The organism is Flaviramulus multivorans, assembly GCF_021728415.1.
In the GTDB taxonomy this organism is placed as follows: Bacteria; Bacteroidota; Bacteroidia; order Flavobacteriales; family Flavobacteriaceae; genus Sabulilitoribacter; species Sabulilitoribacter multivorans.
The window spans coordinates 177,002-198,929 of the sequence record NZ_JAKKDV010000005.1; the positions used below are offsets into that span (position 1 = coordinate 177,002).

Consider the following 21,928-nt stretch of genomic DNA (forward strand, 5'->3'; position numbering starts at 1 on the left):
TCCTAACAAACCATAAAACTACTTTTCTACTTCCTCAAATTCTCAATCCGTTCCAAAAGTGTTGGATGGGAATAATGCATAAACACATAGGCAGGGTGTGGTGTTAAATTACTTAAGCTATTTTTTGATAGTTTTTTAAGCGATGTAATTAAAGGTTCAGCTTTATATGTGCTTTTAGCATAGTCATCAGCTTGATATTCAAATTTTCTTGAGAATATATTCATTATTAAACTTGTAATTTCAGAAATAGGAGCGTATAATAATCCAAAAGCAATCAACCCAATATGAAAACTTGGTGTTTCAACTCCTAAGGCTTGCGATAATAACGGATTGGAAATAAACAAAGACAAGATATAAAGTGTTAACCCAGTTAATAAAATAGAGGCAAACAAGTTAAAAATAATATGCTTCTTTTTGTAGTGCCCCACTTCGTGGGCCAAAACAGCCACTATTTCGTCTTCATCCAAATCATTGATTAATGTATCATAAAGAGTAACCCGTTTTTCACTACCAAATCCTGAAAAATAGGCATTCGCTTTTGTACTGCGTTTCGAGCCGTCAATCACAAAAATTTTGTCTAGTTTAAAACCAACAGTCTCAGTATATTTTGATATTTTATCTCGTAAACTTCCTGTTTCTAACGGCGATTGATTGTTAAATAAAGGCACAATAAGTTTAGAGTAAAACATATTCATAAATAATGTAAATATGGCCATTAAGCCCCAAGCGTATAACCAGAAGTGCTTTCCTGTAGCCTGATAAAACCAAATGACTAAAGCTAAAATACCACCACCAATGATAGCCATCATTAACCAACCTTTTATTTTGTCTAAGAAAAATGTTTGTACACTTGTTTTATTAAACCCGAACTTTTCTTCAATTACGAAGGTGCTGTAATATGAAAAAGGGATGGTTAAAATATCACTTCCTATCATAATTATACCAAAGAAAATTAAAGCGATAATTATTGGGTTTTCACTAAAACCTCTTGCTATGTTATCCACAAATTCAAAACCATCAAAAAATAAAAAAGCGAGTGTTAATACCACAGAAAATGATGAGGTTAAGATTCCAAATTTATAGTTTGTGGCTTTGTATTTTTGCGACTTTTTATATTCAGCTTCATCATAAACGTCTTGCAAATCCTTTGGAAGTTTATCATTAAAATGTTGGGCATTTAATGAATCTATAACTTTATCAACTATAAAATTGATGATGATTATTGCAATTATGATGTAAAATAGTGTATTTGAGGTCATATAGTTATTTAAAATTTCTTTGTCTTTTAGCTTCAAAAATAAGTATTCCGGCAGCAACCGAAACATTCATGGAATCGATTTTACCTTGCATAGGAATAATAATATTTTGGGATGAGTTTTCTAGCCATTCATTACTTAATCCTGTAGCTTCGGTACCCACAACTATTGCGGTTGGATTGGTAAAATCTTGCGTATGGTATGCAACCGAAGCTTGTAAGGCAGCACAATAAATATTAATATGCTTAGAATTTAAAAACGAAATTATTTCTGAAGTGCTACCCACTGCAATTTGATTGGTGAAAACACAACCCACGCTAGAGCGAATAATATTAGGGTTATACAAATCAGTTTTCGGGTTTGCAATAATAACAGCATCCACATTTGCGGCATCGGCGGTTCTTAATATAGCGCCAATATTACCTGGCTTTTCTGGAGCTTCGGCTACTAAAACCAACGGTGTTTCCGTTTTAAATTGCAATGCATGTAGATTGTGATTTTTACTTTTAGCAACTGCAATAATACCTTCTGTTGTGCTTCGGTAAGCCAATTTTTGGTAAACATCTGCCGAAGTTTCAATTACTTGAATATTGTCATTTATTAGCTGGTTAATTTTCTCTTCAGAAATTATATCAGGATTAAAAAGCACGGTTTCCAGCTCATAGCCTCCTTTTAAGGCTAAACTAATTTCACGTTCACCTTCTATTAAAAACAACCCACTTTTTTTGCGTTCACGCGATTTGTCTTTCAACTGAACCAGTTGTTTAATGTATGCGTTTTGTGTGCTTGTTATGTTTTTCATATTCCCAAACAAAAGTAATTCTTTTGATGTAATTATTATCTATTAACTTCGTCAAAGGGATAAACCAAAAACATATATCATGAAAATTAAATTATTGATTTTATCATTATTACTGTTAATAATGTCTTGCAAGAACAAAACTGAAAATACTACAAATTATTCGGAGGAAAAATTAGACGTAACAACCAGTATTTACCCTGAAAACATAACTAAAATTTTTGAAGCACATGGTGGTTTAGATACTTGGAATGCCATGAAATCCCTTGAATTTACTATGACTAAACCTGATGGCAATGAGGTAACCACGACCGATTTAAAAAACAGAAATTCATTAATAATGATGCCAAAACATAGCATTGGTTTTAACGGAAAAGATGTTTGGTTACAATCAAAAGATACAACAGCTTATAAAGGAAACCCTCGATTTTACTATAATTTAATGTTCTATTTTTATGCAATGCCTTTTGTTTTAGCTGATGATGGTATTATGTATGATGAAGCAGAACCATTAATATTTGAAGGTAAGAGCTACCCTGGTATCAAAATTTCATATGAAAGTGGAGTAGGTGAGTCACCAGAAGATGAATATATTTTATACTATGATTCAGAAACCAATAAAATGACCTGGTTGGGATACACCGTGACTTACTTTTCAAAAGAAAAAAGTAAAGAATTTCATTTTATAAATTATAGTAATTGGCATAATGTTGAAGGGTTGTTACTTCCTGAAACACTTAGTTGGTATAATTATGAGAACGGTTTGCCAACAACCAAGCGTAACGACTTACAGTTTACAGACGTAAAACTTTCAGAAGAGAAACCAAATCAACAAATGTTCGAAGTTCCTGAAGGCGCTGAATTAGTTGAATAATTAAAAAAAAGCGAGCTACTTAGCTCGCTTTTTTTTGTTACTGATTTTTAAATTTTTCAGAATAGCGTTTCCAAAGCTCGGTTTGGTGCGTTTCTAAACTCAATAACCTACCATCAATAAAAGCGTGGGTTATTATATTAGTTCGCATATCCAACGCATCGCCTTCACTTATAAAAAGGGTTGCGCTTTTACCTGATTCTAAGGACCCATAGGAATCATCAATTCCTAAAATTTTGGCTGTATTTAATGTGATAAGTTGCAGTGCCTGTTCTTTTGTTAGTCCATGTGCAACTGTAGCTCCGGCATAAAAAGGTAAGTTTCTGGAGTTCATGCGTTCCATACCGCCTCCTGTAACCTGTAAAGCAACCAAAACGCCTTTATCTACCAATGGTTTTGCAGATTTATAAGGCAAGTCATAATCATCATCCGTATGACTAGGTAATGAAAGCGTACGTCTTAATAAAACAGCAATGCTATTTTGACTTAATAAATCGGCGACTTTATAAGTTTCTCTACCGCCTACAATCACCATATGCTTAACACCGTTCTCTTTAGAAAAATTAACCGCATCAATGATGCCTTTTTCGTCATCAACATGGATATAAAGTTTTTTAGAACCACTAAAGATACCAGCCAATGCTTCAAAAGGCAAATGGGTTTTAGTCTTAGTGCCTTTATTGTAGGCTTTTGAGTCATTAAAATATTTTTCAATCTCTGTCACTTGCTCACCGTACTTGTCATTAGGCTTTAAACCTGGCTCTTCGCCTAACCACCAACGACCATTAGAAAAGCTATTAGGCCAATTCATGTGTATACCGTCGTCGGTTTTTATAGCAGCATCTTCCCAATTCCATGCATCAAATTGCACTATCGATGAAGTTCCAGAAATGCGACCACCTGTTGGCGCAATTTGACCTAATAATACACCGTTAGGGCGCATCGATTCCACTATTTTAGACTCGGCATTATAGGCGATTAAACTTCTTATATGAGGATTCCATGAACCTAATTCAGTTTCGTCATCCGATGCTTTTACTGCATCAACTTCAACAAGTCCTAGTGTTGAATTGGGTACTATAAAACCAGGATATACATGTTTTCCAGTCGCTTTTATAATGTTCATTCCGGTTAAGTCCATTTTTGCAACTTTACCGTCTACAATAGTAGATATTTTTCCATCTTTTAAAATAATTAAACTATTTTCTATTGTGGTGCCGTTTCCAATATGGGCGGTTGCTCCAACAATGGCAATTGTTTCAGTTTGTTTAGGAGCTGGTGTTTGTTGAGCTATTACGATTAAAGAGCACAACATTGAAATATATGTAAGTAAAATTTTCATATTATCTAGTTTTTAAAATTCATTATCTATTGAATCACAATGCAATAGCTCTTTTTCCTTCTTTTTAACCGGTTGCGTTTTTAAGCCTTTATTTTTAGCTTGCAACATCATATTAATAAGTTCGCTTTTCTCCTCTTGAATTTTAGCACGTAGCATTTCGTCACGTTTTAAATCAAAATAGGTGACGCCTTCAATGATGGTTTTTTCCGCTTTTGCATAAATAGATAAGGGATGATCGGTCCACAACACCACATCAGCATCTTTACCAACCTTAATACTACCTACTCGATTATCAATATGAAGCAGTTTTGCAGGGTTTAAGGTTACAAATTTTAAAGCATCTTCTTCGCCCACACCGCCATATTTAATAGATTTTGCAGCTTCTTGATTTAATCTTCTCGACATTTCTGCATCATCACTATTAATAGCAACGGTTACACCTGCGTTATGCATAATAGAAGCGTTGTAAGGTATGGCATCATTAACTTCGTATTTATAAGCCCACCAATCGCTAAAGGTAGAACCTCCAACACCGTGTTCTGCCATTTTATCAGCAACCTTATAGCCTTCTAAAATATGTGTAAACGTGTTTATATTAAAGCTGAATTTGTCAGCCACTTTCATGAGCATGTTAATTTCACTTTGAACGTAAGAGTGACAACTTATGTAACGTTCTTTGTTTAAAATTTCTGCTAATACATCTAGTTCTATATCCTTTCTGTAGGGCTTACCGCTTTTCTTTAAAGCATCATATTCTTTAGCTCTATTAAAATAGTCAACAAAAACTTGTTCTACGCCCATTCTAGATTGAGGAAATCGCATATTAACTTGTGCCCGTGACTGTTTTACGTTTTCGCCTAATGCAAATTTTATAAATTGTGGTGAGTTGTTATAAACAAGGTTGTCTGCAGATTCTCCCCATTTTAGTTTTATAATAGCGGAACGACCACCAATAGGGTTTGCTGAACCATGAAGAATTTGAATAGATGTAACACCACCTGCAAGATTTCTGTAAATGTTTATATCCGAATCATCAAGAACATCTTCAATAGTTACTTCTGCAGAGGAGTTTTGACCACCTTCATTCACAGAGTCCGTACCAATATGAGAATGTTCATCAATAATACCCGCAGTTAAATGTTTTCCGGTGGCATCAACGACTGTTGCAGTAGCATCCGATAGGTTTTTACCTACTTTAGCTATTTTTCCATTCTTAATTAAAACGTCGGTATTTTCTAAAACACCTTCGTTTTCATTAGTCCAAACCGTAGCATTTTTAAATAAAATAGTTTCAGCTTTTGGAAGCTCATTAAAGCCATATGCCATATTTGGATACGATACCGGTATAAAAGTATGGGATGCTTTATCGTCTTCTTTTTTATCAGATTCAGTTTTGTTTTTAAGTATAGATGGTATTGCTGAAAATGAAACTTCATTACCATTTGGAAGTATTGTTTTTCCATTTAACACCATGTTTTTATCGACGTTAGCAACAATTCTAATAAATTCTTGTTTTGTGGAATCAACAGTGGTCATGGAGATATTAACCCAATCATCTGAATAGGTTATTTTCGAGCCTAATTTTTTTTCTTGAGTTGTTATTTCAGATTTAAGCTTACTAAGTTCACCGCTGATAGACATTTTATAAGTATCACCCAATAATGCAAACTCATAGTTACCTCTTATATCTTTTTTGGTCATATCTTCAATAACCGTTTTTGTACCTTGAACCCAATTTTCATAAAGGGTTGTTTTTTCATCAAAAATATCTCCAGAAGTAATTAAAAAATTAGCTAAACTTCCGTTTTTTAGAGAACCAATAATATCAGACTTTCCAATTATTTGAGCAGGTATTGTTGTTAAAGCTTCTAATGCTTTTTGTTTTGATAAACCCGCGTCAATCGCTTTTAAAAGATTTGATTTAAATTCTTTGGGAGATTTCAAATCATGTGTCGTTAAAGCAAAGGCAATATTGTTTTCTGCTAATATTTTAGGGTTTGATGGTTTTTGATTCCATGCCCGCATATCGCTTAAAGACAATTCTGAAGCTAAATACGCATTTTCAACATCATAAGCGTCTGGAAAATTAATAGGTAGAATAAGTTTAGCATTTGTATTTTTAATATCACTTATGCGTTCATATTCATTACCGCCACCAAGCATCACATATTGAATATTGTAAACATCACCAACCTTATCGGCTCTCATAATATTTGCTCTACTACCAGCATCAAAAATTTGAACTAGCGACTTATTGCTGTTTAAAGCTTCTAATGATAAATCTTTTGTTTTTACATGCCCTTTAGCATACCAATCTGCATCAATATACATTTGGCGCAACAAAGCCATACTTCCCATAATTGAAGCTGGATATGACTGACTTGATGTAACACTTTTACTGAATGATAAGTATTGACCAGAATTTTGATCTAAAATTCTATGCTCATTACCGCCTTCATTATTTAAAGCAACTAAGGAGCCGCTACCTCTTACGATTCCGTCTTGAATATGCGTATTAACAACTCCAAAGCCAGCTTTCAGCAATTCATTGGCGGCTTTAGAATCGTAATTGAATTTTTCTATGGCTTTGTTTTCAGGCATTACATGGTCATTCCAATAATAACCAGTCCTAGTCGCATCATATTGAGCCGATCTACCTCTTGTTGTTGAGCGTTTAGGTTGCTCTACACCAAAACTTGAATACAAATCAATAAAAGACGGGTAAACGCTTTTACCGTCTACATCGACGATAACTGAATTCTTCGGAATTTCAACCGAAGTTCCAGAAGAAACAACTTTACCATCTTTAATCAGTAAAGTTCCTTTCTCTATAATTTGAGTTGGGGTTACATAAATTTTAGCATTTGTAATAGCGGTGTAATTATTGTTTGTAGTTGATACACCATCATTTTTGGGGAAATAATCTTGGGCATTTACTGCGATTGAAAATATAAACGCAGTAAAAAGGAGGAGTTTTTTAACCATAGTTTTGAATTAGTTTTGGCTAAAAATAGAGAAATTAGGATTTGATTAACGAATTCTTAAGAAAATTTAACTTTTTATAAAGATTTTTCATCAAAATAGTTAGCTAAAAGTGCTACCACGTAGCTATAACTTTCCATGCCTTTACTCTGTTTATTGGCTTTTAAAAAATTACCATAAAATATTTTAAAAAAAGGTTCAATAGGATTTTGGTGTGCTTCCCAAAACAATCTAACTTCTTCGTAGTTTTTTAAAATACCGGTATTTACATCGGCTACCATATCTTCAAATAAACATTCGTCACGGTTGTATATTTCATTTAAGCAAAAACGTAAAGCAAAAGTGTATCCGGAATATTTAAAATATATGTCGTCATGGTTTATAGCGGCTAAACATCCAATAAAATTAGCTTCATTTTCAGCAGCATATCCTAATTGATGTGCAATTTCATGGGAAGACGTTGTTGGAAATTTAAACGAAGGTATTAATCCATCAACTTGTGCTTCATTAGTTAAAGGGTTTAAATACCCACTAAAGCCCATATAGGTTAAAGGGTAACTAAATAATGATTTTTTAATGCTCTTTGGGTGATACTCCAAATGCGGAAAAGTAGTTTTTAAGTTTTCGTAGCCTATTGGAGCAAGTTCTATAATTTCTCCTTTACCGTATGGGATTTCAACTCTTAAAGTATCGTTCTCCTGAATTTCGGCATGAATTTGATTAGACTTTTCAATCAATTTTTCAGTCACAGCTATAAGTTGCTCGGTGGTATAGTCTGCGTTTAAATTAAGGTTTTCATGTAAGGGTAAACGGTAATAGTTAAGCCCCCAAAACAAGTGAAACGCAAAATATATTATAGATGCTGCTGCGGCTACGTCTCTAATCCAGTTTTTAGTATCTTTTCTAAGGCGCTTACGGTTTACATAAATCCATCTGATTATATAGATGATAGCAAAAGCATACACGAAATCGCCAAATGAAAATGGCAACCAGCCTAATGCATATCTGAATAGTTTCGATGTAAATTGATAAAAACCATTGCTGTAAAACCTTTCAACAAATTCTGGAAAATGAGATAGTAACTTTATTAATAAATACTGTGGAATTAGCGATAAGGCTATAATGGTTTTTTTGTTCTTCAACATGTTTCAAAAATAAGGAAATGTTTATAATTCCTGTTCAGATTAACTACCTTTGTTGAACTATATAAATAATGTTATGAATTCAGAAATAAGACAACTTCAACCACAAACACTTTGGAATAAATTTGCCGATTTAAATGCTGTACCACGTGCTTCAAAAAAAGAAGAACGTGTCATCGCTTTTATGAAAGATTTCGGAAAAAATTTAAGTTTAGAAACTATTGAAGATGAAGTTGGTAATGTTATAATAAAAAAGCCTGCCACCAAAGGAATGGAGGATAGAGTGACCATTGTTATGCAATCGCATTTAGATATGGTGCATCAAAAAAATAACGATACTGTTTTCGATTTCGATACACAGGGTATTGATATGTATGTGGATGGCGATTGGGTTCGAGCAAAAGGCACAACCTTAGGTGCAGATAACGGTTTAGGTGTTGCTACTATCATGGCAATTTTAGAAAGCACCAATATTCAACATCCAGCAATTGAAGCCTTATTTACTATTGATGAAGAAACGGGAATGACTGGTGCAAAAGGGTTGAAAGGTGGCTTGTTGAAAGGAGAGATATTATTGAATTTAGATACCGAAGAAGATGATGAAATAGGCGTAGGGTGTGCAGGTGGTATTGACGTAACAGCTACCAGAACTTATAATGAGGAGGAAACACCAGAATTTAAAATTGGTTATTCTATCACGGTTAAAGGTTTGCAAGGTGGTCATTCTGGGATGCAAATACATGAAGGTTTAGGAAATGCCAATAAAATAATGAACCGTTTATTGTTTGACGGTTTTGAGAAATACGGATTGCGAATTTCCGAAATTGATGGTGGTAGTTTACGAAATGCCATTCCTCGCGAAAGTAAAGCTTTAGTGGCTATTGATGCTATGCATGATAAGGGATTTGTATCTGAAATGAAACAGCATGCTGAGGTTATTAAGAAAGAATTAAAAACCATGGAACCTAATTTAGAAGTTATAATTTCTAAATGTGAAACTCCAAAAACCATCATGGATTTGGGAGTTCAAGAAGGTTTAACAAGAGCATTATATGCTGCACTAAATGGTGTTTATAGAATGAGTGCTGATATTCCTGATTTGGTTGAGACATCCAATAATATAGCACGTGTAATTGTAAAGGATGGGCAAATTAAAATTTGCTGTTTAACACGGTCGTCAGTTGAAAGTTCTAAAATGGATTTAGCCAATACGCTTCGTGCTACGTTTGAGCTAACGGGTTGTGAAGTGGAGTTTTCTGGAGATTACCCAGGTTGGACACCCAATATGGATTCGTCTATTTTAAAAGTAATGCGAAAGCTGTATGAAGATTTAAACGGAGAAAAGCCGCATGTAGCAGCATGTCATGCCGGTTTAGAGTGTGGTATTTTAGGGCAAAATTATCCAGATATGGATATGATTAGTTTTGGACCCAATATTAAAGGCGCTCACTCGCCAGATGAACGTGCACAAATTTCGTCAGTGCAAAAATATTGGAAATTTGTTTTAGAAATTTTAAAGGAGATACCTAAAAAATAACTTTATTTGGTAAGTTCGTTTAGCATTAAGTATATGAAGCGTTGGGTCTTTAAAAGAACGTTACTTTCGGTCTATAATTTACTTTGTTTATAACCGCTAATATTGATTTTACTGCTTATATATCAATTAATTATATACATTGTTACCGGCTACTATTTTTCTATTCTGTTTTTAGCATTGGTAAGTCATCCTCTTTACATCTTTTTGCTTGTGCAGTGGCATGAGCGCTCCTCTATGAAAATCACTATGCGAAGAATATTTAAAATTGAATTCTTCATAAATTAATAATCAAGTTTTATTTGTGATCCCATAACTTTTTGCATATCTTTAAGTACACTATTAACTGAAAATTGGTTGGTCACATCACTCAACATATTAAGAAATGGAGGAATCAACATATTAAAAATAATACTAACCTTCATAATAACGATTTCTTGTAGCAACGATGCTTCCAAAATAGATAATGATATTGTAAATATTGATATTGTAGTTGATGTAGTTGACTCCGTGGAATTACCTCAGCGACCTGGTTCTCGTCCTGAAACAACTACTGATATACCGCACATTCAAATTGGAGTAGAACTAGTACCTGAAGTCAATGATGAGTTGTTTCGAAGAGTTTATTCCATACCTGGAATTGAGAATCGTCAATCAGTTATTGCAGGATGGCGGAGTTTGTGGTTAACCGAAGAAGTGACCGTGATTGTACCTGACGCAATAATAGACGGTCGAGAATTTGGCCATATACATGATGATGGTAGTTTACACATCTTTTTAGAGCCTTCCCGGAGTCATGAAGCGGTTGAAACCTGTTGGGCAATTTTTCATCCTTTTACAGTACAAAATTTGTTAGGATGGGATGGCTTCGTCATGCTCTATACCCCACAATCCTTTGATGAACTTGATGTAACATTTCAACTTATTGTTGATGGGTATAACTATGTTACAGGACAAAACCTATTGGCTACTGATTTTTATTAATGAGACTATTTAATTCTAACCCGTTTAACAAATGCAGCTTCAGGGTCATTTGAAATTCCAATAGATGTTATTTTTCCGCAGATTGTAATTGAGTATGGATTGATTTCGCAACGAAGGTGTTCTCATATGGTAGGCAATGCAATGATATAAACTTTTTTAATACTGAAAGAAGTTCAGCACATGTGGTTTATATCAGTAGTTAAACGAAGGTAGCTGAAAATTTTTACAAAATCAAGTGTTTTTAAGGCACAGGGTCATATCCCGAACCACCCCAAGGATGACAACTAAAAATACGCTTTAATGCCAGCCAACCACCTTTTATTAAACCATGTTTTTGTAGTGCTTCTTTAGAGTAATGGGAACAAGTAGGTTGATATCTACACGTTGCAGGCGTTATAGGCGATATCAGTAATTGATACACTTTTATCAAAAACAAAAACGGTGCAATGAGGAATTTTTTCAAAATATTGTTATTTGTGAGTTGTTTGTTGTTAAGTTGAAAATAACTAACAACTTAACAACAAACGACTCAACTACTAACTAGTTTAGTTTACAGAAAATGTTGTACCGTCTTTACCATCTTTAAGTTGGATACCTACTTCTGCTAGTTCATCACGAATTTTATCAGATAAGGCAAAATCTTTATTGGCGCGGGCTTCTTGTCGTAATTTAATTAATAAGTCAACAGCACCAGAAAGTTTATCGGTTCCAGTTTCATTAGCTGATGTTTCGTTTTCTAATCCTAAAATATCAAAAACAAAAGCGTTAATCGTACTTTTTAAAGTTGCTAAATCTTCTGCATTTAAACTCTCAGAACCTTCTTTTATCTGATTGATATATTTAACAGCTTCAAATAAATGAGCTATAAGAATGGGTGAATTAAAATCATCATTCATAGCATCATAACATTTCTGTTTCCATGTATTTATATCTAACGATGATTTTTCAGAAGCCTTTAAATCCTTCAAAAGATTTATAGCATCCATCAAACGGTAAAAGCCTTTTTCGCTGGCTAATAGGCCATCATTTGTAAAATCTAAAATGCTTCTGTAATGTGCCTGAAGCATAAAAAAGCGTGCAACACTAGGCGCAAATGCTTTAGTTATATTTTTATTATCGCCTGTAAAAATCTCATTTGGTAAAATATAATTGCCTGTAGATTTAGCCATTTTTTTACCATTCATAATTAGCATATTGGCATGCATCCAATAGTTTACAGGTGTTTGTCCTTTTGCGGCTTCATTTTGTGCAATTTCGCATTCGTGATGCGGAAATTTTAAATCCATACCACCACCATGAATATCAAAATGTTCACCCAAATATTTAGTACTCATAGCAGTACACTCTAAGTGCCAACCTGGGAAACCATCGCTCCAAGGCGAAGGCCAACGCATAATGTGTTGAGGTTCGGCACGTTTCCAAAGTGCAAAATCCTGCGGATTTTTTTTATCACTTTGTCCGTCTAACTCACGCGTGTTATGAATTAAATCTTCTAGCTTACGTTTGCTTAATTTTCCGTAGTCATGTGTTTCATTAAACTTATGTACATCAAAATATACCGAGCCATTTACTTCGTATGCAAAACCATTATCAATAATAGTTTTTATAAGTTCTATTTGCTCAATAATATGTCCGGTAGCAGTGGGCTCAATACTAGGCGGTAAAAAGTTAAAGGTGTTTAAAATATTATGGAAATCAACGGTGTAACGTTGCACGACTTCCATAGGCTCAATTTGCTCCAAACGGGCTTTTTTAGCAATGCGATCTTCACCAACATCGGCATCATTTTCTAAGTGTCCAGCATCCGTAATATTACGAACATAGCGCACTTTATATCCTAAATGTTTAAGATATCTGAAAATAACGTCAAAAGACATAAAAGTTCTCACATTACCTAAGTGCACATTGCTGTAAACGGTAGGTCCACAAACGTACATACCAACATGTCCCTCATTAATTGGTTTGAAGGTTTCTTTTGTACCAGTAAGTGAATTGTATATTTTAATTGATTGTTTTTCGTAAAGTTGCATAGCTGTTAAGTCGTCAGGATTTCAAAAAATGATTTCGTAAAGCATTAATCTTGTTTGTCACCGATTCAACTTCAAATCTAATATTTTTATAGTTTTCCTCAGAAATAAATTCTAATTCTTTTGAAATTATTACTTGATTTAATAATTCTAGTGTAGAACTGTAAGCCATTGTCATAAAATGGGCTTTGTCTTTTTTTGTTAACCTTGAGGTGCCTTCAGCAATATTAGAAGATATAGAAACAGAACTTCTTCGCATTTGAGAAATTAAACCAAATTTTTCATCATCAGGAAGAAATTTTGTTTGATTGTAAATGTTTTTTGCAAGTTTTATGGACTCTTTCCAAACATCTAAATTTTCAAAAGAATATGTATGCATTTTTTATTTTAGTTGTTTGTTGTTGAGTCGTTTATCTTTCATATGAAAAGTTTATTTTTTAGTTGCAACTTAACAACAAACGACTAAACAACTCACCCATATTTAGAATTTAGTCTCTAGCTTTATGTAATCTAAAAACTCTCTTCTTACAGTTTTGTCTTTAAACTTTCCTCCAAATTCTGATGTTACAGTACTACTCTCAATATCTCTAATACCTCTTGAGTTTACGCATAAATGTTTTGCATCAATAACACAAGCAACATCTTGCGTATTTAATACCTCTTGAAGTTCTTTTACTATCTGTATAGTTAATCGTTCTTGTACCTGTGGTCGTTTTGCAAAATAATCAACAATTCGGTTCATTTTAGATAAGCCAACTACAGTACCATTCGAAATATAAGCTACGTGTGCTTTACCAACAATAGGTAATAAGTGATGCTCGCAAGTAGAATAAACAGTAATGTTTTTTTCAACTAGCATTTCACCGTACTTATATTTATTTTCAAAAGTGGATGCACTTGGTTTTTTCTTAGGGTCTAAACCACCAAAAATTTCCTTTACAAACATTTTAGCCACACGATTTGGTGTACCATTTAAACTATCGTCTGATAAATCAAGCCCTAAGGTTTCCATAATATGACGCACATCATCCTTTATGATATCTATTTTTTCTTCATTCGATAACTTAAAAGCATCCAAACGAAGTGGTGTATTTGATGACGTTCCAACGTGGTCATCTCCTAAAGAGTCATATTCTTCAATGTCGTTGTTAATTTTCATCTGTTAAAAAGTAACGAATTAAGTTTGCAAAGATAAACAAATCAGTTTTGTTATGATTTATCTTAACAAACAATTAATTAGTAATTCATAATTTGGGCGTTCCCTGTTTCTGAAACAAGTTCAGAATAAACAGGTCGGGCTTTTTGCGCTACATGGTAGCTTGCTTCAATCCCTAACGCGGTAATTTTAAGCATTAGTCTAAGTTTAGTACGAATAATTACGTATAAACACAAAAGCCTGAACGTTTTAGGGTTCAAGCTTTTTTATTGTGGATTAATAGTATTAAATATTAAAACTTAAGGATAAAGTAATATTTGAATTTTTTCTATCAATAGAAACTGCATCCGTTAAACCTACATTGTATAATGGTCTTTCAAACGAGCGTTCTGCTTCATCGTACGTAATATCTAGTTTGGTGTTGCCAAAGTTGTAACCAATACCAAGGGAAAATCCATTTAAATCACCTACAGTTACACCATCAGCATACGGGCTTTCTTCAAAACGATAACCACCTCTAAAACTAAATTGTTTGTGTTTGTACTCACCACCAATTCTATAGGTAGAGGCATCGGTAAATACGTTGCTCATAATCTCATTCTGATCAGCAAAATAAGCATCACTAGTAGGTTTAAATTTTGTTTTGCCGTAATCTTTTTTAGAATAATCGAAACTAATTAAACCTTGATTTGCAAATACATAAGCTAAACTTCCCGTTACCTTAGCAGGTGTTTGCAGTCTGTATCTAGGATAAATATTTACAATATCGGCTATGAAAGTTATATCAGGGTCAGCTAAATTGGTATCTATAAACTGTGTAGTTTCTTCTTCAATAGTAAACCAAGTAGGAGAGTCGTAAGTAAGACCAACTCTAAACTCCGGACTTAATTTCATAATACCACCTAACTGAAACGAAAATCCGTTACCTCTAGTTGATAATGTATTTCCAAAATCTATTTGAGTAATAAGCGAGTTTGTGTTAGCATTATCTTCTAATAATAAAGTAGATCTTTGGTAGTCAATAAAATGTGAATTTAAGTTTAAGCCTACATACAGATTGTCTTCGTACTGAGCGGCTAAGTTGAACGTGACTTTACCATTGTAACCTGTAGCTGCGTAGGTATAATCATGATCAAAAGTCCCATTATCAAGATTAGAAAAATAGGTAGTATTATCATCATCATCAGCATCTGGTTCTAGAATGAAAGATTGATACCCTAAAAAGGCTTGCTGATGTGCAAAACCAAATACTTCTCCTATGTCTCTGTAGGCGTCTTCTATAAATTCACCATCTAACAACGAAATATCACCTAATCGTATACCATCGGCATAGTTTAAGAAATATAAATCAATGGATTGATTATTAGTATTGGTTCCTCTTGCATACCAGTTATCATTAAAATTATTGGTTTGATCATAGGCAACCGAAAGCGCAAGTTTTTTCCATGGAGAACCACTATTATTGGCAAAAACAAAAGCGGCACCACCTTGACTGATATCAAAATGCGATTCGTTTGTTGCTCCTAAGCCATTAAAATAATTGGTATTATTTTGAATGTCTGTATTAGACGCGGTAAAAGAGGCATGACTTTGAGCAAAAACTGCAGAACCTGCGGGGTTTAAACTAACAGCACTCATATCGCCACCTAAGGCTCCAAAAGCACCACTTAAAGCTCTAAAACGAGCCGTTCCTTGAATTTCGTTTTGCGAAAACCTTAGTGCATCACTAATGTCTTGTGCGTAAACTGTAGACATAGATAGCATACCTATGAATAGTAAATGTAACTTTTTCATATTTAAACTTTTGTTTCTTTAATTAAAAAATTAACCGCGTCTTCTTCCTCCACCCGAAGATCCTGAACTACTTCTACCACTGCTAGATGATCGCGTAGTTGAACCTGAAGATGATGATCTTGAACTCCTGCTTGGAGTGTATGATGAGTTTCTTGAAGACGATCTTCTGCTGAAATTATTATTCCCTGAACTTCTACTCGTAGTAGGTCTGTTTACTGTACTAGAACTACGTCTTATATTTGAAGACGATGATCTGGTAGTTGAGTTTGTAGAAGGTGTTCTTGTAACGCCTGTTGATCTTCTTATAGTTGAAGTGTTGGCACGCGTTCCATTAGAATTATAACCTCTTCTAACACCAGTTGTGTTATTAGAGCTTATACTACTTCTTCTTCGTGAAGTATTATATTTTGAAATAGTATTTGTATTTGTATTTCTAGAATTTACAGAACTACGTCTGTTAGTATTCGAGTTTATAGAATTTCTTGCATAATAGCTACCTCTTCTGCTTGCATTGAAAGAAGCATTTCTACTATAATACCTGTTTCCATAGTATCTATTATTGAATCTATTATATCCATAGTAGCCATAGTTTCTAAAACCCCATGGATTATAAGCCCAACCTCCATAAAAGCCACCGTAGTATGGACCCCAATAAGGATCGTACCATCCCCAATTGTTCCATCCCCAATTGTTCCAGCCCCAGTTGTTCCATCCCCAACGGTTCCATCGGTTCCAGCCCCAACCCCAGCTAAATCCTGCGTTCCAGCCCCAGTTGTTCCAACCGTTGTCAATGTAATTGATGGTTACGCTATTGCTGTTTTGACCCCAACCAGCATAACCATTATAATTATTGTTTATGCTATCGTTTTCAATATAATTGTCGCTTTCGTAAGCATCAATATCAGTGAAAATAGCACCATCTGCATATAAATTATCAGACTCAATAGATTTGGTTTTAAAATAGTTTTTATAATAAGAACTATTTGATTCGTTTGGCACTTCAACAACAGTCGTATTACCTCTTTGTTCCACGGTAATAGGTTCTGCACCATAAATACCATCATTATCAACACCAACATATTGATAAGAACCACAAGAAGCTAAGGTAAGAATAAATCCTACCAAGGCCACAAATGGCATTTTTGTTCTTAAGTAGTTGTTAAATTGCATATCTATATAATTTTATTGTTGAACATAACAAAAATAGTTAGTTTTGCTGAACTATTTTTTTGTTAAGATAATCACAATATTTGTGCCAAAATAGAGATATGAGTAAAAAACTTACTAGTAGAGCGGAAGATTATTCAAAATGGTATAACGAATTAGTTGTTAGAGCAGACCTAGCGGAAAACTCTGCGGTAAGGGGTTGTATGGTAATAAAGCCTTATGGATATGCTATATGGGAGAAAATGCAAGCAGAATTAGACCGAATGTTTAAGGAAACAGGGCATCAAAATGCTTATTTTCCATTATTTGTGCCTAAGAGTTTGTTTGAAGCTGAAGAGAAAAACGCTGAAGGATTTGCTAAGGAATGTGCAATTGTTACTCATTACAGGTTGCAAAACGATCCTGATAAACCAGGTAAGCTACGAGTAGATCCAGAAGCTAAGTTAGAAGAGGAACTTATTGTAAGACCAACGAGTGAGGCTATTATTTGGAATACTTACCGTAACTGGATTCAATCGTATAGAGATTTACCTATACTAATAAATCAATGGGCTAATGTGGTGCGTTGGGAAATGCGTACCCGACTTTTTTTACGAACTGCCGAATTTTTATGGCAAGAAGGTCATACCGCGCACGAAACAAAAGAAGAAGCATTGGAAGAAGCGAGATTAATGAACAATGTATACGCTACGTTTGTTGAAAATTTCATGGCTATTCCAGTGGTGCAAGGATTAAAAAGCGAGAGCGAACGTTTTGCTGGTGCCGAAGAAACATTTTGTATTGAGGCTTTAATGCAAGATGGAAAGGCGTTACAAGCCGGAACATCTCACTTTTTAGGTCAGAATTTCGCAAAGGCGTTTGATGTAAAGTATGCCAATAAAGAAGGTAAACAAGATTATGTTTGGGCAACATCTTGGGGTGTGTCTACGCGATTAATGGGTGCATTAATAATGACACATAGTGATGATAACGGACTGGTTTTACCTCCTAATTTAGCACCAAATCAAGTTGTTGTAGTGCCTATTTATAAAAGTGAAGAACAACTTGATGCCATCACTGAAGTGGTTAATGGTATTATGAAAAATTTACGTAGTAAACATATTTCAGTAAAGTTTGATAACAGAGATACTTTAAGACCAGGAGCCAAATTTGCACAGCATGAATTGCAAGGTGTTCCTTTAAGAATTGCTATAGGTGCACGAGATTTAGAAAATGGAACCGTAGAATTAGCTCGACGAGATACATTAACTAAAGAGGTTGTACCATTAGATGGTTTAGTAGATAAAGTTGAATCCTTAATGAAGGAGATTCAAAACTCTTTGTTTAATAAAGCTCTGGACTTTAGAAATAGTCATATTACCAAAGTTGATACTTTTGAAGAATTCAAAACAGTTTTAAATACCAAAACAGGCTTTTTATCTGCGCATTGGGATGGAACTGCCGAAACGGAAGATAAAATTAAAGAGCTAACAAAAGCTACCATAAGATGTATTCCGTTAGACGGAGATGCAGAAGATGGTGTTTGTGTGTACTCTGGTAAGCCTTCAAAACGTAGAGTATTGTTTGCAAAAGCGTACTAAATAATTTTTTTTAAAAAAAGATTATATAGCACTTGCAACATTTAAAAATAGTTGTATTTTTGCATCCGCAATGGAAACATTGTAAGTTATTTGAAAAGTATTGTAAGTTTAAATATTGTATTATAAATTTGCATGCTTAAAACAAATGGCCCGTTCGTCTATCGGCTAGGACGCCAGGTTTTCATCCTGGTAAGAGGGGTTCGATTCCCCTACGGGCTACAATTTTTAAAAAAATAAAAAAACAAATGGCAAATCATAAGTCAGCATTAAAAAGAATTAGAAGTAGCGAAGCAAAACGTTTGGTTAATAAATACAAGCATAAAACGACTCGTAACGCTATTAAAAAATTACGTGAGTTAACAAGCAAGAAAGAGGCTGAAGCTATGTATCCTGAAGTTACTTCAATGATTGATAAATTAGCAAAGAAAAATATCATTCATGCTAATAAAGCTGCAAACCTTAAATCTGGTTTAGCAAAACACGTTGCTGCACTCTAATGCAAATTAAAGTTTAAAATATTCAAAAGCCTCTCAGAAATGAGAGGCTTTTTTTATTCAATTATTTCTTCAATTTTTCTTACCAGTTTAAATATAATTGTTGAATTTTTTTCTTCAATAAATTCATATATGACAAAAATCATATAATACTATTTTGTTTCGGTAGAACTTTGCATAGTAATATTAATCTTAAATACTATGCGAACGATTAAAACAATAAAAAGTATAAAATTTATCAGCTTGATTGTATTGCTCTTTACAATCTCAAATGTGCTTCAAGCGCAAGAATTCACTTTAAATAATAAAGAATCTTCATTAACAGTTTTTGGAACTTCAAGTTTACACGATTGGCACGTTGTAGCGGAAACAATGAGCGGTAAAATCGTATTTGTAAGCACAGAAACTGGCGACTTGCGAAAATGTGATTTTGAAGTAATAGCAGAAAGCCTTAAAAGTGGTAAAAAGTCTATGGATAAAAACACTTATAAAGCTTTAAAAACCGATTCGCATAAAACAATAACTTTTCAACTTGCTGAAGTAAAAGATATTGTAAAAAAAGAAACAGGTAAGTTTTTGTTAAAGTGCACGGGTAATTTAACCATTGCTAATGTAAAAAAGTTAGTTCCTATGCAATTTAGTCTTGAAATTGTAAATGGCAAAGTCATATTAACTGGTGAAAAAGCTATTAAAATGACAGACTTTAACATAGAACCACCAAAAGCTTTACTGGGTACCATAACCACAGGAGACGACATCACAATAAAATTTAAAACAATTTATAAATAACTTAATAAATACACTAAAAGTAAGAACTCATGAAAAATTTAATCAAAAGTAGTATACTGTTTATAACCTTATTAGTAGGAACTAGTTTTTATGCTCAAAATAGAACATTAGATAATTATAGACAGCCAGATAAAAATGGAATTAACGTGTTTGAAGCACCAAAAGATACGGTCTCAACTTTTACCGATATTAAAGTAAGAGTAGGTGGTTCTTCAACTTTACAATTTCAGTCTTTAGACCATGAAAATTCTGGAGCAGTAGCATTAAAAGAAATTGGAACTAACTTTAATTTGGCAACAGCCAATTTAGACTTAGATGTTGCATTGTATGATGGTATTAGAATGCATTTACGTACCTATCTTTCTTCACGTCATCACCCAGAGCCTTATGTAAAAGGAGGGTATTTCCAAATTGATAAATTAGACTTTATTAGTGAAGGATTCTTGAGTAATTTCATGAAGAATGCCACTATTAAAATAGGTCATATGGAAAACAACTATGGTGATGCTCACTTTAGAAGAAGTGATAATGCTCAAACTATTTATAATCCATTTGTTGGAAACTTAATCATGGATGGGTTTACAACTGAAGTAGGAGCAGAATTGTATTATCAATGTGACAGCGGATTTTTAGGAATGGTTGGCTTTACTAATGGTAAATTAAATCAAGCGGTTGACAATCCTGATACTGGAGGCGCTTCATTCTTAGCTAAATTGGGTTATGACAAACAATTTAATGATGACTTCCGTTTCAGATTAACAGGATCTCTTTACAATACGGGAGCAGTTAGAACCTCTTATTTATATAGCGCAGACAGAACCGGTTCTCGTTACTATTTGGTGTTAGAAGCTGAAGATGCTAGTACCTCTGGAAACTTTAGATCTGGTCGTTACAATCCTAACTTTGGAAATAAAGTTACTGCTATTATGATAAATCCATTCTTAAAATATGGTGGATTAGAATTTTTCGGAACTATTGAAACATCAAAAGGTAGAAGAAATACCGAAACAGAAAGAAGAACTGCAAAACAGTTTGCTGGTGAACTAATTTACAGATTTGGTAACACCGAAAACTTTTACTTAGGAACCCGTTATAATAAAGTAGATGCCGAAGAAGCAAATGGTGATGATATTGAAATATCAAGATTTCAGTTAGGAGCTGGATGGTTTATGACCAATAATATATTGCTGAAATTAGAATATGTAACCCAAAAGCATGACGGCTATAATGCCGCAAGTATTTTTGATGAAGGCAAATTTAATGGCTTAATGGCTGAAGCTGTAATAAGTTTCTAACGAATGAAAAAATGATAAAGTAAGTCTTAAAGGTGTACTTCAAAAACAACAACAAATGTACTTTAAGACTTACTTTAATTTTGCGATGTAGAAAATACAAATCAAAAAAATGAACAACGTAAAAAAAATATTGCTTTTAATCTCTATAATGTTAACACTAGCTTTTTCAGTTGTGTTAACAGGCAATACTACGGTACTAATTACTCCTGAAAGTAAATTGCTTATCAAAGGAAAAACCAATATTAATAGTTTTAAGTGTGAATTTGATATTTTAAAATTAAAGAAACCTATCCCTGTTTTTTTTCAAAAGATAGATGATAAAATGGTTTTTGATAATACGGTATTGGTTTTAGAAAACAATTGCTTTGATTGTGGAGGTAAAGCAATAAATAGTGATTTTCAAGAACTTTTAAAATCGGATGTGTATCCAAACACACAAATTAAATTAAAAGAAATTTGCAAGGATGCAAACAACAAAAATAAAGTACTAGCCTTCCTAGATATTACAATTGCGGGAGTTACAAAATCTTGTAGCATTCCTGTTCAATTGAAAGGCGAGGAAACATTATTGATAGAAGGCGTTTTAAGCTTGAATATTTGTGACTTTAATTTAGAACCTCCAACAAAAGCCTTAGGCCTTATAGTAGTAAAAGATATGATTGATGTTAATTTTCAATTGGTTGTAAAAGAGTATTAAGATTATGAAGTTCTAATTA

Annotated in this window: 19 protein-coding genes and 1 tRNA gene; 9 read left to right on the forward strand and 11 right to left on the reverse strand. The window is 33.6% G+C overall.

The window, feature by feature from the left end; all coding sequences use genetic code 11:
• Positions 1 to 26: 26 nt before the first annotated feature.
• On the reverse strand, positions 27 to 1,259 hold the full coding sequence (locus L3X39_RS12280) for a M48 family metallopeptidase (RefSeq protein ID WP_237232121.1): 1,233 nt from the start codon (positions 1,257 to 1,259) through the stop codon (positions 27 to 29).
• A 4-nt stretch (positions 1,260 to 1,263) separates the two neighbouring features.
• Positions 1,264 to 2,058: a TrmH family RNA methyltransferase gene (locus L3X39_RS12285; protein WP_237232122.1), complete on the reverse strand. Its 795-nt coding sequence runs from the start codon at positions 2,056 to 2,058 to the stop codon at positions 1,264 to 1,266.
• A 79-nt stretch (positions 2,059 to 2,137) separates the two neighbouring features.
• Here L3X39_RS12285 and L3X39_RS12290 point away from each other — a divergent pair, with 79 nt between their 5' ends.
• Positions 2,138 to 2,929, forward strand: coding sequence for a DUF6503 family protein (locus L3X39_RS12290; RefSeq protein ID WP_237232123.1), 792 nt, complete (start codon positions 2,138 to 2,140; stop codon positions 2,927 to 2,929).
• A gap of 37 nt (positions 2,930 to 2,966) precedes the next feature.
• On the opposite strand, the gene L3X39_RS12295 is transcribed toward L3X39_RS12290, so the two are convergent.
• The 3 genes from L3X39_RS12295 to L3X39_RS12305 all read right to left on the reverse strand — a co-directional run bounded on the left by L3X39_RS12295 (position 2,967) and on the right by L3X39_RS12305 (position 8,395).
• Positions 2,967 to 4,268: an amidohydrolase family protein gene (locus tag L3X39_RS12295; RefSeq protein ID WP_237232125.1), complete on the reverse strand. Its 1,302-nt coding sequence runs from the start codon at positions 4,266 to 4,268 to the stop codon at positions 2,967 to 2,969.
• Positions 4,269 to 4,280: 12 nt separating this feature from the next.
• A complete protein-coding gene (locus tag L3X39_RS12300; RefSeq protein WP_237232127.1) occupies positions 4,281 to 7,253 on the reverse strand; it encodes an amidohydrolase family protein in 2,973 nt (990 codons plus the stop codon).
• Between the two features lie 74 nt (positions 7,254 to 7,327).
• Complete coding sequence (locus L3X39_RS12305; protein WP_237232129.1) at positions 7,328 to 8,395, reverse strand: DUF3810 domain-containing protein; 1,068 nt, start codon at positions 8,393 to 8,395, stop codon at positions 7,328 to 7,330.
• Between the two features lie 73 nt (positions 8,396 to 8,468).
• Here L3X39_RS12305 and L3X39_RS12310 point away from each other — a divergent pair, with 73 nt between their 5' ends.
• Positions 8,469 to 9,929 carry an aminoacyl-histidine dipeptidase gene (locus L3X39_RS12310; protein ID WP_237232130.1) on the forward strand — a complete coding sequence of 487 codons (1,461 nt, stop codon included), beginning with the start codon at positions 8,469 to 8,471 and terminating at the stop codon, positions 9,927 to 9,929.
• Positions 9,930 to 10,283: 354 nt separating this feature from the next.
• Positions 10,284 to 10,910 (forward strand): luciferase domain-containing protein, encoded by a 627-nt coding sequence (locus L3X39_RS12315; RefSeq protein WP_237232131.1) that lies wholly within the window; start codon positions 10,284 to 10,286, stop codon positions 10,908 to 10,910.
• Between the two features lie 241 nt (positions 10,911 to 11,151).
• Here the strand turns inward: L3X39_RS12315 and yidD are convergent, their stop codons facing one another.
• The 6 genes from yidD to L3X39_RS12345 all read right to left on the reverse strand — a co-directional run bounded on the left by yidD (position 11,152) and on the right by L3X39_RS12345 (position 17,057).
• A complete protein-coding gene (gene yidD, locus L3X39_RS12320; protein WP_237232239.1) occupies positions 11,152 to 11,376 on the reverse strand; it encodes a membrane protein insertion efficiency factor YidD in 225 nt (74 codons plus the stop codon).
• A gap of 79 nt (positions 11,377 to 11,455) precedes the next feature.
• Positions 11,456 to 12,940, reverse strand: coding sequence for a cysteine--tRNA ligase (gene cysS / locus L3X39_RS12325; RefSeq protein WP_237232132.1), 1,485 nt, complete (start codon positions 12,938 to 12,940; stop codon positions 11,456 to 11,458).
• Positions 12,941 to 12,953: 13 nt separating this feature from the next.
• Positions 12,954 to 13,316, reverse strand: a complete 363-nt coding sequence (locus L3X39_RS12330; protein WP_237232133.1) for a four helix bundle protein — start codon at positions 13,314 to 13,316, stop codon at positions 12,954 to 12,956.
• A gap of 102 nt (positions 13,317 to 13,418) precedes the next feature.
• Complete coding sequence (gene folE / locus L3X39_RS12335) at positions 13,419 to 14,096, reverse strand: GTP cyclohydrolase I FolE (protein ID WP_237232134.1); 678 nt, start codon at positions 14,094 to 14,096, stop codon at positions 13,419 to 13,421.
• A 282-nt stretch (positions 14,097 to 14,378) separates the two neighbouring features.
• Positions 14,379 to 15,887: an OmpP1/FadL family transporter gene (locus L3X39_RS12340; protein WP_237232136.1), complete on the reverse strand. Its 1,509-nt coding sequence runs from the start codon at positions 15,885 to 15,887 to the stop codon at positions 14,379 to 14,381.
• A 30-nt stretch (positions 15,888 to 15,917) separates the two neighbouring features.
• On the reverse strand, positions 15,918 to 17,057 hold the full coding sequence (locus L3X39_RS12345; RefSeq protein WP_237232137.1) for a hypothetical protein: 1,140 nt from the start codon (positions 17,055 to 17,057) through the stop codon (positions 15,918 to 15,920).
• 98 nt (positions 17,058 to 17,155) lie between these two features.
• On the opposite strand from L3X39_RS12345, the gene proS reads away from it, so the two are divergent.
• The 6 genes from proS (at position 17,156) to L3X39_RS12375 (ending at position 21,909) form a co-directional block, all read left to right on the forward strand.
• On the forward strand, positions 17,156 to 18,634 hold the full coding sequence (proS, locus tag L3X39_RS12350; RefSeq protein WP_237232138.1) for a proline--tRNA ligase: 1,479 nt from the start codon (positions 17,156 to 17,158) through the stop codon (positions 18,632 to 18,634).
• Between the two features lie 147 nt (positions 18,635 to 18,781).
• Positions 18,782 to 18,853 (forward strand) — tRNA-Glu (locus L3X39_RS12355).
• A 26-nt stretch (positions 18,854 to 18,879) separates the two neighbouring features.
• The gene (gene rpsT / locus L3X39_RS12360) at positions 18,880 to 19,131 is read left to right on the forward strand and encodes a 30S ribosomal protein S20 (protein ID WP_237232139.1); all 252 of its coding nucleotides are present in this window, start codon (positions 18,880 to 18,882) and stop codon (positions 19,129 to 19,131) included.
• A 240-nt stretch (positions 19,132 to 19,371) separates the two neighbouring features.
• Entirely contained in the window at positions 19,372 to 19,917 is a 546-nt protein-coding gene (locus L3X39_RS12365; RefSeq protein WP_237232140.1) for a YceI family protein, read from the forward strand.
• A gap of 29 nt (positions 19,918 to 19,946) precedes the next feature.
• Positions 19,947 to 21,212, forward strand: coding sequence for a hypothetical protein (locus L3X39_RS12370; protein ID WP_237232141.1), 1,266 nt, complete (start codon positions 19,947 to 19,949; stop codon positions 21,210 to 21,212).
• Positions 21,213 to 21,321: 109 nt separating this feature from the next.
• Positions 21,322 to 21,909: a YceI family protein gene (locus L3X39_RS12375; RefSeq protein ID WP_237232142.1), complete on the forward strand. Its 588-nt coding sequence runs from the start codon at positions 21,322 to 21,324 to the stop codon at positions 21,907 to 21,909.
• Positions 21,910 to 21,928 lie beyond the last annotated feature (19 nt).